This is a genomic window from Virgibacillus sediminis, from assembly GCF_042643265.1.
GTDB lineage: Bacteria > Bacillota > Bacilli > Bacillales > Amphibacillaceae > Virgibacillus_O > Virgibacillus_O sediminis.
Map to the genome: position 1 here is coordinate 44,842 of NZ_JBHRRZ010000035.1, position 13,435 is coordinate 58,276.

The window sequence follows — 13,435 nt, forward strand, 5'->3', positions numbered from 1 at the left end:
CTCTTGTGCCCGGCACTTAGAGGGGGTTTTTAGATTGGATATATCCGGCACTCGCATCTTCTAATTTCTCACTTTCAACCAGTTTAGGAAGAACTAGGCGAGACAACGCAGTGCGAAGCACAAGTGGCTCGCCAGCCGCCCGTGGAAAGCGGAGTATATTTCCGTAGCCACCCCTAATACTGGAGAATCACATCCGAAACAACAGGATAGTGGTCACTTGGATATTGGCCGTTCTTCTGATAATCTACAATCTCGCTCGTCTCCGTCACCACATTCCCTTTGGAAAGAATCCAGTCAATCCGGTTGTCCGCTCCTCCTCCATCATACGTATCAAATCCGTTGAATGTACCGAGTTCCTGATTGATGCTTGTTTCCGCTGCTGTGAAAGTATCGACGAATCCGCCTTGCTCCAGCAGGATGTTATGCGGTTCACTGTCCGGGCCTGCATTGAAGTCGCCGGTCAACAATACTGGGAGATCTGGATCAAATTCCTTTACCTGCTCAGAGATAAGCGCTGCGCTTTTCTGTCTTGCCTCTTCGGACTGGTGATCGAAATGGGTGTTCACGAAGTAGAATTCCTGGTTGGAGCGCTCATCCAGGAACTTCACCCAGGTAACCATGCGCGGAATCGTGTTGCCCCAAGACATGGAGCCGACTACTTCCGGTGTATCCGACAGCCAGTAGTGGTCATATTCCAGTGGTGTAAAGCGGTTTTCGTTATAATAGATCGACATGAATTCACCTGCATTACCGCCTTCACGGCCCTGGCCGATCCACTCATAGTTCGGCAAATCCTCCGCGACATCTGTCACCTGCTGATGGACTGCCTCCTGCGTTCCGATGATATCCGGCTGTTCCATCCGAATCACCTGCCGGACCGTCGACCGCCTTTCGTCCCACGTATGGGGAGGTTTATCATGGTCATTCAAATACCGCAGATTGAAGCTCATTACCTTCAGCTTGGCCTCGGCCGAACCCTCTGCCGCAAAGGCTGCCATTGGTGTCAACGCAAAACTTCCCAAAGCCACCATCATCGTCATTACCGCTACAAACTTCTTCAGCATTTTTCCCATTCCATTCCCTCCTTGTGTTTGGTTCACCTACAGTCTAGTAAAACTCTATTAACTACATATGAACTTCCTTTATAGAAATGGTAAAAAAATGCAGGAAATTAGGCATGTATCTTTGGTTATAGATGGAATCGTTTTGGTGCAATCTTCCTCCTATCGAATACTCAAATGAAAAGAACCCTGCAGAGTGGACGCGTAAAACGTCCACTTGCAGGGTACATATTCAAAGGTGCTAAGTTTTTGTTTGGGTGCAACGATTTTGGCGAGTGTGCTAGCGTTTGCGGTATTAGTTAAAGGGGAGGATGACGGGCGTTCAGCATATTAATAGCTATGTTCGTCAGGATGAATAAGCGACAAATGCCTCAATCTTTATCAACCATCCCGGTTCGGCCAGGCTATCGACCCCGACGGTGGAGCGGGCGGTTTTCACCGGGTTTTCCTCCGTATCGAAGAACTCCCCGTAGGCCTTGAAAAAGCCGGCAAAGTCCGGTTCGTCCCCGTTATTAGGATCGGAGGCGACATATACGCGGAGATACATGACATCTGATAAGGACAACCCTTTTTCCTCCAGCTGTGCCTCCAGGTCTTCAAAAATACCGATGGCCTGCGTCTCTGTGTCTCCATATTTTTCATACGAGGTCTCTCCCTCCTCATCAAGGATGGGAGGAACCATGCCGCTCAGCCACAGCTGATCATATTCTTTGGGGATGGATACGGAGTTGGAAGTGGAAGACGTTGGCGGCCCAAAATGGGATACCTCGTCTGACTCCAGCACTTCCTTCTGCGACCCGGCATATGTGAATGTCCCTACGAGCATAAGCAGGACTGACCCAAATAGGATAATAGCAGTAGTGGTATTTACTTTCCTCAATCGATCCACTCCTTTTAAAAATTTAGCTCGCCTTTTTAGCGGCGCTGGGGCCAAACGCCAATTCCAATACAATCCACCTGATTATTTTATTTGAATGTATATATAATATAACGGAATATTCATAATATAAAAACCAATTCGCTCGAATTTTAAGCCATTTGTGAAGAAATGATTAGAAGGTCTGTGATCCGTTTGGTGAAAATAGGCCGAAATGCATAGGATTCAAATCAAACATAAAAGCCTTGGACAGCATTATGCAAAAATCACTGTTCAAGACTTTTTTATTAGAATTGGCGTGGTATCTAGTTTTTACCCTCACAGCCTGAAAAGAAACTTCTTTCTACTTAATGGCTGATTCATCATGAGGGTCTTGTTCCAAAACATTCTCAATATAACCTTTACCCCATTCATACATAGCTTCCAAAATCGGCATCAGGCTTTCTCCATACTCCGTCAATGAGTATTCAACTTTTGGCGGAACGACAGGATACACTTCACGATGGACAATCAAATGATCTTCCAGTTCGCGCAATTGGTTGACAAGCATTCGTTGCGTAATCCCTGGCATGAGGGCTTTTAATTCACCAAATCGTTTCGTCCCTTCTTTGCCTAGATGCCATAAAATCAACATTTTCCATTTCCCGCCAATTACTGCGAGTGTTAATTCTTTTTCGCAGTTAAACGATTTCTCTCCTAAATTTGGCATTGCTTCACATCCCCATCTTTATCCATAGTATACTTTTTAGCACTATATGCAGTTAAAGTGCGTACTTTTAAATCAATAACATATTGATTATACTAAACGAGTGCTGCGGAGTAAATAGACTCTCACAGGGGTATATTTGCATTTCCACCAGTACAATAAATTAAGTTATGAAGGAGCAAATATAAATGAAATTACAATTAGCATTAGACCTCGTCGATATTCCTGGAGCTATTGAAGTAGTAAAAGAGGTAGAAGAGTATATTGATGTAGTAGAAATCGGTACACCTGTCGTAATCAATGAAGGGCTCAAAGCAGTAAAAGAAGTAAAAGCAGCATTTCCTAATTTAACCGTATTAGCAGACCTGAAAATTATGGATGCAGCTGGCTATGAAGTAAGCCAAGCATCTGCTGCAGGAGCTGACATCATTACGATTCTTGGTACAGCAGAAGATGCGTCCATTAAAGGTGCTGTAGAAGAAGCTAGAAAACAAGGGAAACAGATTCTTGTGGATATGATTGCCGTAAAGGATATTGAAGCCCGCGCAAAAGAGCTAGATGAACTTGGTGCCGATTATATCTGTGTACACACCGGTTACGACCTACAAGCGGTAGGAAGAAACTCCTTTGAAGATCTGCATACCATTAAGAGCGTTGTAAAAAATGCCAAGACTGCAATTGCTGGTGGAATCAAACTGGAGACACTTCCAGAAGTGATTAAAGAACATCCTGACCTCATCATTGTAGGTGGCGGTATCACAAGCAAAGAAGATAAACAATCGACAGCCCGTGAAATGCAAGAATTGATTAAACAAGGGTAATTCACATATGAAGACTACTGAATATTTAAACCAAGTCGCTCAAGAACTAAGCCAAACCGTTCAATTCATATCTGATGCCGAGGCAGAGAGATTAGTAGACCAAATACTAGAGTCGAAGAAAGTCTTTGTGGCTGGTGCGGGAAGATCAGGATTGATGGGCAAATCCTTTGTAATGCGAATGATGCACATGGGGATTGATGCCTATGTAGTTGGTGAAACAGTAACAGCTAATTTAGAAAAGGATGACCTTTTAATCATTGGGTCGGGTTCAGGAGAGACCAAAACATTAGTCGCCATTGCTGAAAAAGCGAAGAGCTTGGGAGGCAAAGTCGCAGCTATAACCATTCCCCCTGAATCCACCATTGGGGAATTGGCTGATATTGTTGTTCAGCTGCCCGGTGTAACAAAAGATCAATCTGCAGGTGATTACAAGACTATTCAACCAATGGGATCTCTATTTGAGCAAACGATGTTGTTATTTTATGATTCCGTCATCTTGCGTTTTATGGAGAAAAAAGGCTTAGATTCGAATACAATGTATGGCAAACATGCTAATCTCGAATAGAAAATAGATTAGATACAGAAGAGACCCCTTTAATGGTGGTCTTTTCTGTATATCAAAACAGCTTTCTGCGTGAGCGGCTTGACTAATCAGGCAGAACTCGGCTCCCCTGGTATAGGTCCAGCAGTCTCCCCTGCATTCCCGTCCAGCACCATTTTCCCCTTCACAACCACTTGCCCATCCTGATTCCTTGCGGCCACTTTGTACAGCGTTCCGCCGTTCCTCTGTGCTTCGACAAGTATTTCCAAATTGTCACCTTGATGCACCGGCTTGAAGAATCGCATTTCATAAGAGGTGATGCTGAGCCCTTCTGCTGCCATCTCCCCGATCAGGCCCATGGTCAGTATGCCGTGGGCGACAGGTGCCTGGAAACCCTCATTCTCGGCTGCTTGCTGACTCATATGGATAGGATTATCGTCTCCGGAAAGCCATGCATATTGCCGGATCATTTCTCCGCTGATGGCAAGTTTGCGGCCAGTTCGGACAGACATCGAAAACATTCCTCCCCTCGCTCGTCATACCCGGTCAACACTTGGTTGTAAAATAGTTTAGTGCCTTTTTGCCTTTCATATTCCAAGCTCACCTGGCAGTGATAAGTTTCTCCGACCACAAGCTCCCTCGTGGCTGTGCAATATTGTTTACGGAGAATAGGTGTGGTTGGGTCTCGCCAAGGAATATCGATGTATTGGTAAAAGATCATCGGAAATGTGGGCGGCAGTTTGGATTGCCTGCCAAAAATCCGTTCAAACTCACGGACCATTTCTTCCGTGATGGTGATGGGAACCAGCTCTGTCTTCATTCCGCCACCTCCCATAGTGCAGCAATGCCGAGTCCCCCGCCGATGCCGATAGCCGACAGGCAGAGATGTACCTGATGACGGCGGACTTCATGAAACAGGCGTGTCAGTAATATGGCGCCCGATGCCCCATAGGGATGGCCCATGGCAATAGCGCCGCCTTCCACATTCATTTTTTCATAGGGAATGGAGAGTTCCTGTGAGAGCAGTACCGGTTTTGCGGCAAATGCTTCGTTCACTTCGACCAGATCGATATCTTTTGCTGTTAATCCTTGCTTCTCTAACAAGTTGGACGTTGCGGAGACAGCACCGGTAATCGGGTGATTCGGATCCACCCCGATCACTGCACTGTCTATGAATCGGAGGACCGGCTTGTATCCGAGAGAAGCCGCTTTTTCTTCCGACATGATAAGGACAGCCGCTGCACCGTCATTAATTCCGCAGCAATTGCCCATCGTCACGGTGCCATGCTTGGTAAAACAAGGCGAGAGGCGCTGAAGCATCCGTTCATAATCCAGTTTCGGATGGATGCTTTCATCCTTCAATGGCACTCCCGGCAGCTGTATCAACTCCTCGGCAAAAAAGCCTTTTTCCAGTGAATCTTGTGCTCGCTGATAGCTGAGCAGTGCATATTCATCCTGCATTTCCCTGGTGATGCCGTAAGCCTCAGCCGTCCAGTCAGCAGCAATTCCCATATCAGGATCGCCGATCGAGTCAGGGGAAAAACGGGCCCGCTTCTCGTATGGTGACTGGCTGGTGCTTTCCACGCCGCCGGCAATAAAGATTTCCCCTGCTCCACCCTGGATCAGATGGCAGGCCAGGCGGATTGCTTCCAGCCCTGATCCGCATTGACGGTCAATCGTCAGCCCTGGAACGGAGACAGGCTGACCGCTTTGCAATGCCGAGAGCCTTGCGATATTTCCACCCGGCCCGACTGCATTGCCGAACAAGATATCATCCACCGGCTGGTCCAGTTCCTGAACAAGTTCCTGAATCAGCGGAGCAGCGAGCATGTCGGGGGAAAAGCTTTTGAGGATTCCATTCTTTTTGCCGATGACCGTACGTTTGGCCTGGACGATCACCGCCCTTTTCATGATGTCATCTCATGTTCCAGCCAGCTTTTAACCTCCCGGCGTGACACCTTCCCTCCCGAAGTCTGCGGGAAATTTTCAAGTTTGCGCCAAATCCTTGGTATTTTATAAGTGGAAAGATGTTCAAGGCAATAGCTTTTCAACTCGCGGACGGTAACATCCCCTTGAATGCAGGCCGCCACTTTCTCTCCCCAATAGTCGTCTTCTACCCCGAGAACGACGGCCTCCTCGACACCGGGGATGTTTTTCAGGACCTTTTCGATTTCCTGGGGATAAATGTTCATTCCGCCGTACAGGATCATGTCATTTTTTCGGCCCAGTATGTAGACAAACCCGTTTTCATCCTGTCTGGCAATATCATGGACGGTCGCCCATTCCCCGGCAAATACGGTGTCGGTTGCTTCCGGGTTGTTGATATAGCCGTCGAAAACCATCCGGCTCCTCACGTACAAGACGCCTTCTTCCCCTGGTTTGGCCTCCTGTCCGTTGTCGCGGCGTATGCTCACCTCGACATTATGGAAGGGCCGGCCGACAGAATCACCGTATTCATCCTGTTCTTCGTCTTTCAAAAAAGTGATATAACTGAGCTCGGAGGAGCCGTAGAATTCACAGAAGGCTGCATTCGGGAAGCGTTGCCGCATTTCGCTTTTCAGGGAGGACAGCCATTTGGCACCCGTCGAAATGAAGGTGCAGTCCTGCTCTCCCTTGTATCCCCCATCGGCCAGCGCCTGCAGCATCGTCGGCACTACATAGATGTGGGAAATCAGCTGTTGTTCCAAGACTTTCATCAATCGCTCCGGCGAGAATTTTTTCAGCAAATGAACCGTGCCGCCCAAGTACAGGGTGCTGAGCGCCCCGTAGAGGAAAGTCGAATTCACGAACGATCCCGGGATGAGGACCTGAATATCTTGAGTCATTTGCAGGTCCACTTGATTGCAGCGGAACGTTTCCACCCAGGATGCATGGGAGCGGACAAATGCCTTAGGCTCGCCGGTCGACCCGGAAGTGAAGCCGATATAGAAGGGGTGATTCCCTTCGACACGGGGTTGTTCAAGCTGGTCAGCGTCCCGGACCCATTGCACCAGTTCACCTGCCAGGATCACCTTCTGGCCAGGAAAGAACTCTTCCATACTGTCGTCGGCAATAATCAGGTCCGGCTCCGTCTTGCGCAGGCGCGCTTGGATCTCTTGCTTTTTCCAGCGCATGTCCCCGACAATGGCTGCCCATCCGGCGGCACTGGCACCGGCAAATACTTGAAGAAACTGATGTCCATTAGGCAGGAAAATTGCCACCCGGCGATGGGTGGCATGTTCCTGGGCGAAGGCAGCGGCCGTCTGTCGGACAAGGCGATCCCACTCCCTATATGATAATGTCTGTTCTGTTGTAATGATGGCCGGCTTGTCCGGGCAATTTCCTACATGTGTCTGATAGGTTTCCATTATGTTCATCTGGCTGCCGGAGCCTCCTTTTTAAACGGCACGGCATGGTATAGCCGGACGGCAAGCAGTGAGGCGACCGCGACCTTTAGCAGATCTCCCGGCAGAAATGCCAGACTGAGGACAGCTGCTTCGCTCACCGCAATCTGCATCATCCATGCCTGTACTGGCACACCGAACAGGTAGATGACCAGCACACCGCCGATAATGTTGGCAAGCATCATTTTAATGAATGAGACATTTTTCATCCGCTGGCACAGAAGCGCGATCACAAATGCACCAACCACCCAGCCGATGAAATAGCCTGCCGACGGTGTAAAAAAGACACCTAAGCCGCCGCGCCCGCCGGACAGGAGCGGTGCACCGGCCGCTACCAGCAGCAGAAATAGCAGTTGGCTCAGCGCTGCATACCTCGCTCCGAGATGCGCGCCCAGCACACAGCCCGCCAGCATCACACCCAGCGTCTGCATCGTGATCGGCACCGGCGAAAATCCCAATGGAATCGGCGGCAATACACCCAGCGCCCCCATAATTGCTGCAAACATAGATACATAGATTAGATGAGTAAGTTTCATAGAGTACGTCAACCTCCGTTATGTATTGGTTAACGTTATTATAGGGGGTTATTTTTTATTTGTAAATGGGCTTGTGTAAATTTTCTGTTAAGTGGGTTGGGGTGTGGGGCTGAGTGAGTGGCGCTGGGGCCCGAGTTGTGGCTTCGGCGCCCGAGTGCGATGGGTTGGGGCCCGAGTTGGGGCTTTGGCGCCCGAGTACAGCAGTCCGGGCCGGTGTTCTCTCAAAAAAGATCGGGATATATCTAAACGTTTAACTCTATAGGCGAACAGCAATCTAAACTAGCGGAGGAAACACACGTAGACTCCTGCGGGAGGAAAGGCATAGGTGAGACCCCACAGTGCGGTAGCACGAGGAGGCTCACCAGCCACCCGCGGAAAGCGAAGTGTCTTTCCGGAGTGGTTTATATCCACTAACCAAACTCTCCAGTTAATTCAAATTTACCACTGGATAAAACACTTTTGCCCCAGCGGCTTCCGTAGATTAATATATTCCGACCGATGCGATCAATATGGCTACCGCTACTGCCACAATCGGGATGACGACTGCTACGATAAAGATGTCTTTGTAGCTGTCCTTGTGGGTCATGCCTGTGATGGTGAGCAGGGTAAGGACGGCGCCGTTATGCGGCAGGGCGTCGAGCCCGCCGGAGGACAGGGAGGCGACGCGGTGGAATGCTTCCGGGTCGATGCCTGTCTGCTGGGCGATTTCATAATAGCGCGAGCCGAGGGCCTCGAGAGCGATCCCCATCCCTCCGGATGCGGAGCCGGTTGCGCCGGCGAGCAGGTTGACGGCGACTGCCTCAGAGATGAGCGGGTTTCCCTTGATGCCCATCAGGAGTTCGGTGAGGCGGTCGAAGCCGGGAACGGCCTGGACGACGGTGCCGAACCCGACGGCCGCACTGGTGTTGATGATGGCGATCACGGAGCCGGTCGCCCCGTTGTTGATAGCTTTGACGAAACGCTTGAATTTTGCCAGATTCAATAATAGTATGAGCACAATCCCGGACAATAGTGCTACGACGATATCCCAGCCCAATAGATTCAGTGTAATAAGCACCGTCAACAAAGGCAGGATCGACAACAGGAAATTCGGGGTGTCGCCTTCTTCATTGATGATCTTCTTATCCTGCGGCTCCGTATACGTTTCCCCTGCCGCTGCGAGCTTCTTTTCCCGCCAGCGCAGATAGAAATAACCGCCGACCGCCATGACGATGGTCGCGGCTATCCCCATTACCGGAGCTGCCATTGCATCGGTATAGAAATGCTCTGTCGGGATGAGGTTCTGGATCTGTGGTGTCCCTGGTACAGCCGTCATGGTGAATGTGAAGGCCCCGAGCGCGACCGTCCCAGGGATGAGGCGCCGGCTGATATTGGCCTCGCGGAACAAGGTAAGGGCCAGCGGGTAGACCGCGAACACCACGACGAACAGACTCACCCCACCATAGGTCAGCACTGCTGCAGAGGCGAGCACGCCGAGAATCGCCCGCTTGGTGCCGATCACCTTTGTCAGGGCAACTGCAACCGAGCGGGCCATGCCGGTGTCTTCCATCAATTTTCCAAAAATCGCTCCGAGCATGAAGACCGGGAACCAGCTTTTGGCAAAGCCGACGAAGCCGCTCATATACGTATCGGTATAGGCTTCTAATAAATCTAGACCGCCGGTGAGTGCCACGACACCGGCGGCAATTGGTGCGACCCAGAGGATGGACCAGCCCATGTAGGCGAGTGCCATCAGCACGATGAGTCCAAGAATAATTCCAAACATGTCAAATCCCCCCTCGATTCAATCCGAGTTGCTTACTCCCTATCCACTTCTATTAAATTGCTTCCACGATCATGGCAATTCCCTGGCCTCCGCCAATGCAGAGGGAAGCAATTCCGTACCGTTGATTTCTCCGCTTCAGCTCACGGATCAGGGAATACAGCACCCTCGTGCCGCTCGCTCCGACTGGATGCCCGAGCGCAATGGCACCGCCGTTGACATTGACCTTGTCACGGTCCAGCCCCAGTTCTCGTTCAACAGCGATATACTGGGAGGCGAATGCTTCATTCACTTCAACCAGATCAATATCAGCCAGGCTTAGATTCGCTTTTTTCAACGCCATTTTAATAGAAGGAGCCGGGCCGATACCCATATAGGCAGGGTCCACCCCTTGAATACCGTAGGACACTATTTTAGCGACCGGTTGGAGCCCCTTCTGCTGGACAAAGCTCTCCCCGGCAACAACGACAGCGCCTGCCCCGTCATTGATTCCGCTCGCATTGCCGCCGGTTACCGTTCCATCCTTCTTGAAAGAGGGCTTCAGGCCTGCGAGTGTTTCGACCGTCGTGTTATCGCGGATATGTTCATCCGTATCGACTTCCACTGTCCCTTTTTTCGTTTTTATTTCGACCGGGACAATCTCGTCGGCAAATTTTCCCGCATCCCTTGCTGCAACTGCGCGTTGATGGCTGAGGGCGGCATATTCATCCTGTTCCTCCCGCGTGATGGAAAATTTATCTGCCAGGTTTTCCGCCGTGATGCCCATGCCGGCTCCGATGTACTGGTCGGTCAGCGTATCCCATAGCATGTCGTCCATCTCGGGCGCCTTCAGCTTTGTGCCGAACCGGGCTCCCCTGATCACATGAGGCGACTGGCTCATATTTTCCGTACCGCCGGCAAGTGCTGCTTGTCCATCGCCAAGCATAATCGACTGTGCTGCTGATACGACCGACTGCAGACCTGACCCGCACAACCTGTTCACGGTGAGCGCTGGACTCGATTGGGGCACACCGCTTTTAAGCGCAATATGCCTCGTCAAATATGGAGCGTTTTTCGCTGAATGGATGACATTCCCCATCACACTGAAATCGATATCCTCCGGGTTCACTCCGCTGCGGCGGATCGCTTCCCTGCTGGCTGTGACACCAAGATCAGTCGGATCCACATCCTTCAAGCTTCCGCCGAATGTACCGAACGGCGTCCTCGCGCCTTCCAAAATATATACGTTTTCCATACGTTCACCCCTCAAAAATTTTTAATTGCATTATTGCTTATTGTGCGGTATAGCCGCCATCGAGCACCACTGCCTGTCCAGTAACACCTTTTGCCTTGTCGCTGGCAAGGAACAGGACATAATCGGCGATTTCCTGCACTTCTAGCAGGCGTTTTTGGGGAACCAGCGGATACAGCACTTCTTCGAGCACCTTTTCCACCGGTATATTGCGGTTTTTCGCCAGGTCTTCAAACTGCCCCCGCACAAGCGGTGTATCGACATAGCCCGGACACATCGCATTCACCGTGATGCCGGCTTCGGCTCCTTCCAGTGCCGCCACCTTCGTCAGGCCGATCAGCCCATGCTTCGCGCTGTTGTAGGCCGCCTTGCCGGCAAAGCCGATCAGGCCGTTAATCGAGGCCATATTGATGATCCGGCCGCTCCCCTGCTTTTTCATGATCGGGAATGCATGCTTGATCGCCATAAATGGAGCCACCTGCATGATACGGGTAATCTGCTCGAACTTCTCCGTCGGAAAATCCTCCAAGGACGCGACATGCTGGAGCCCGGCATTATTGACCAGCACATCCAGCCTGCCGTATATTTTTACTGTCTGGTCGATTGTCTGCTTCAGCTGCTCTTCCTCTGTCACATCGCATGCCAGCCCAATACAGTCAAAGCCCTGCTGCTTCAAGTCTTCGGCAGCCTCCATCACTTTTTCTTCATTAATATCCGAAAGTACCACCTTTGCCCCTTCTTTGGCAAACTCCCTGGCAATCTCCCGTCCGATTCCGCTACCTGCACCGGTGATGTACGCAACTTTTCCCTCTACCATTTTTTATCCCGACTCCTTTCCAAATATGTCTACGAATCTCTCAAGCTACTGGCTCCAAACTGGGACCCATAACCTTCTGTCTTCAGTATACTATGCTAATCGTATCATATGAACTTTTTTTGCTCCTCCATGGCGTACGTGGCTCCAGGGGCTGGCCATGCTTGGCCAATACGGTTAAAATGGCCAAAAAAAGCCTGCCCTTTGCAATTTCGGCAAGGGGCAGGCTTTTAAGTTACGCGATATAATCTTCTTTTTCTATATCGTCCGTATCGTTTTTGATATAATATTTTCCTTTTGTATAGATGGCCAGTGCGACAGTGAGAACTGCTGCTAGAAGGGCGGCGAAGAAGGCTGCCGTACTCTGCAGGAATTCTCCCATGAATCCGATGGCAGCGATCGTTCCCAAGCCGCTTGCAATCAGCAAGGACGCGACACCTACCGGGTTCCATTTGTACAGATTGTCTTGTCTGGCCTCATAATACCTTGGCCCGATCTTCAGGATTTTCTTCACGATTACCGCGTCAGCCACTAAGATGGCTGCCCATGTCATCAGGAAGACCCCCTGGAAGGTCATGACCAGTTCCAGATGATTGACGATTCCTCCGAGCATGAGAATCATCGCAGTGACACCGGTAATGACGACCCAGAAACGTCGGCCGGGCACGAATTTGAAGACATTCTCAAAGAACGTCGACAGTGAAAGAGATCCACTGTAAATATTCGTAATGTTGATCCGGATTTGGGTGAGCATCGTAAACAGCGCTCCCCAAACACCAAGAAGCAGCACGATATATACGCCTGGATTCGGTTCGCCCAGACGGACACCAAACCAGATGCCGAGTCCGCCCATGACACCGAAACAGAAGATCTGCGGAATAAATCCAATAGCGAAGATACCGATTTTCGTATCTTTCGGCTTCAAGAAACGGGCATAGTCAGAGGCAAGCAATGGGGTAAGCCCCATGATTCCGTGCTGCATGCCGATACAAAGCAGCAATGCGGTTCCGCCTACCTGGACTCCTTCCGGCATATATGACCAGAAGCTTCCTTCATATACAGATGGTGTTGTTGCTGCCATGGCGATCGCTGCGATCAGAAAGACAAAAAAGAGGGGTAATGACCATTTTTGCAGCTTATCCAATTGTTTGATTCCAAACCAGTTCAGCGGAATGACGAGCGTACCGAATATGACGATCAGCACCCATTCCGGGATGGCCGGGAGAAACTCATGGACGGCTGCGACCAGGATCAATCCTTCCAGTGCACAGTACATGATAAAATTTGTGGCATAAATAAACGAGGTCAGCGATGCACCGATATAGCCGAATCCTCCACCCCTGGACAATAGATTGACGTTCATCCCCGATTTGGCGGAGAGGTACGCAATGAATGTCCCTAGGATACCGGCGACGATAATCGCATAAACTGCGGAGATAATTGCGTTGATTGCTCCAAATTGAAGTGCCATGACACTCCCCATTTGGAAGTAGAAAATTGCGGTGGCAATCCCAAACGTAATATTGGTAATGCTCAACCATCCCATATTCCTTTTGTTGCGTGGTACTCTGTCTAATGAATAATCGTCTCCGGTATTTGTCCCTGTATGTTGATTTTCTTGTACAGGAGCCATAATTATCAACTTCCCTTCCCTAGATGTATTTAGATGTCTGGATTAGTGCAACGTTTATAAACATAACAAT

The 13,435-nt window shown here is 50.1% G+C and carries 14 protein-coding genes; 2 read left to right on the forward strand and 12 right to left on the reverse strand.

Annotated elements, in window-relative coordinates; genetic code table 11:
* Nucleotides 1-173 precede the first annotated feature (173 nt).
* From ACFODW_RS13585 to ACFODW_RS13595, 3 genes are all read right to left on the reverse strand, one after another.
* On the reverse strand, nucleotides 174-1,073 hold the full coding sequence (locus ACFODW_RS13585; protein WP_390307320.1) for an endonuclease/exonuclease/phosphatase family protein: 900 nt from the start codon (nucleotides 1,071-1,073) through the stop codon (nucleotides 174-176).
* A 334-nt stretch (nucleotides 1,074-1,407) separates the two neighbouring features.
* On the reverse strand, nucleotides 1,408-1,941 hold the full coding sequence (locus ACFODW_RS13590; protein WP_390307321.1) for a RidA family protein: 534 nt from the start codon (nucleotides 1,939-1,941) through the stop codon (nucleotides 1,408-1,410).
* 340 nt (nucleotides 1,942-2,281) lie between these two features.
* On the reverse strand, nucleotides 2,282-2,647 hold the full coding sequence (locus tag ACFODW_RS13595; protein ID WP_390307322.1) for a winged helix-turn-helix transcriptional regulator: 366 nt from the start codon (nucleotides 2,645-2,647) through the stop codon (nucleotides 2,282-2,284).
* Between the two features lie 185 nt (nucleotides 2,648-2,832).
* Here ACFODW_RS13595 and hxlA point away from each other — a divergent pair, with 185 nt between their 5' ends.
* On the forward strand, nucleotides 2,833-3,465 hold the full coding sequence (hxlA, locus tag ACFODW_RS13600; protein WP_390307323.1) for a 3-hexulose-6-phosphate synthase: 633 nt from the start codon (nucleotides 2,833-2,835) through the stop codon (nucleotides 3,463-3,465).
* Between the two features lie 7 nt (nucleotides 3,466-3,472).
* Nucleotides 3,473-4,030 (forward strand): 6-phospho-3-hexuloisomerase, encoded by a 558-nt coding sequence (gene hxlB / locus ACFODW_RS13605; RefSeq protein WP_390307324.1) that lies wholly within the window; start codon nucleotides 3,473-3,475, stop codon nucleotides 4,028-4,030.
* Between the two features lie 86 nt (nucleotides 4,031-4,116).
* Here the strand turns inward: hxlB and ACFODW_RS13610 are convergent, their stop codons facing one another.
* The 9 genes from ACFODW_RS13610 to ACFODW_RS13650 form a co-directional block, all read right to left on the reverse strand.
* Complete coding sequence (locus ACFODW_RS13610; RefSeq protein WP_390307325.1) at nucleotides 4,117-4,518, reverse strand: MaoC family dehydratase; 402 nt, start codon at nucleotides 4,516-4,518, stop codon at nucleotides 4,117-4,119.
* A complete protein-coding gene (locus tag ACFODW_RS13615; protein ID WP_390307326.1) occupies nucleotides 4,473-4,826 on the reverse strand; it encodes a hypothetical protein in 354 nt (117 codons plus the stop codon). Before ACFODW_RS13615 ends, ACFODW_RS13610 begins: the two co-directional genes overlap by 46 nt.
* Nucleotides 4,823-5,917, reverse strand: coding sequence for an acetyl-CoA C-acyltransferase (locus ACFODW_RS13620; protein WP_390307327.1), 1,095 nt, complete (start codon nucleotides 5,915-5,917; stop codon nucleotides 4,823-4,825). The genes ACFODW_RS13615 and ACFODW_RS13620 overlap by 4 nt, the downstream gene beginning before the upstream one ends.
* Nucleotides 5,914-7,362: an AMP-binding protein gene (locus ACFODW_RS13625; protein WP_390307329.1), complete on the reverse strand. Its 1,449-nt coding sequence runs from the start codon at nucleotides 7,360-7,362 to the stop codon at nucleotides 5,914-5,916. Before ACFODW_RS13625 ends, ACFODW_RS13620 begins: the two co-directional genes overlap by 4 nt.
* Entirely contained in the window at nucleotides 7,359-7,925 is a 567-nt protein-coding gene (locus ACFODW_RS13630; protein WP_390307330.1) for a biotin transporter BioY, read from the reverse strand. The genes ACFODW_RS13625 and ACFODW_RS13630 overlap by 4 nt, the downstream gene beginning before the upstream one ends.
* A 481-nt stretch (nucleotides 7,926-8,406) precedes the next feature.
* The gene (locus ACFODW_RS13635; protein WP_390307331.1) at nucleotides 8,407-9,690 is read right to left on the reverse strand and encodes a GntP family permease; all 1,284 of its coding nucleotides are present in this window, start codon (nucleotides 9,688-9,690) and stop codon (nucleotides 8,407-8,409) included.
* A gap of 52 nt (nucleotides 9,691-9,742) precedes the next feature.
* A complete protein-coding gene (locus ACFODW_RS13640) occupies nucleotides 9,743-10,921 on the reverse strand; it encodes an acetyl-CoA C-acetyltransferase (RefSeq protein WP_390307333.1) in 1,179 nt (392 codons plus the stop codon).
* A 37-nt stretch (nucleotides 10,922-10,958) separates the two neighbouring features.
* Nucleotides 10,959-11,735 carry a 3-hydroxybutyrate dehydrogenase gene (locus tag ACFODW_RS13645; RefSeq protein ID WP_390307334.1) on the reverse strand — a complete coding sequence of 259 codons (777 nt, stop codon included), beginning with the start codon at nucleotides 11,733-11,735 and terminating at the stop codon, nucleotides 10,959-10,961.
* Between the two features lie 232 nt (nucleotides 11,736-11,967).
* Complete coding sequence (locus ACFODW_RS13650) at nucleotides 11,968-13,365, reverse strand: purine-cytosine permease family protein (RefSeq protein ID WP_390307335.1); 1,398 nt, start codon at nucleotides 13,363-13,365, stop codon at nucleotides 11,968-11,970.
* Nucleotides 13,366-13,435: the final 70 nt, after the last annotated feature.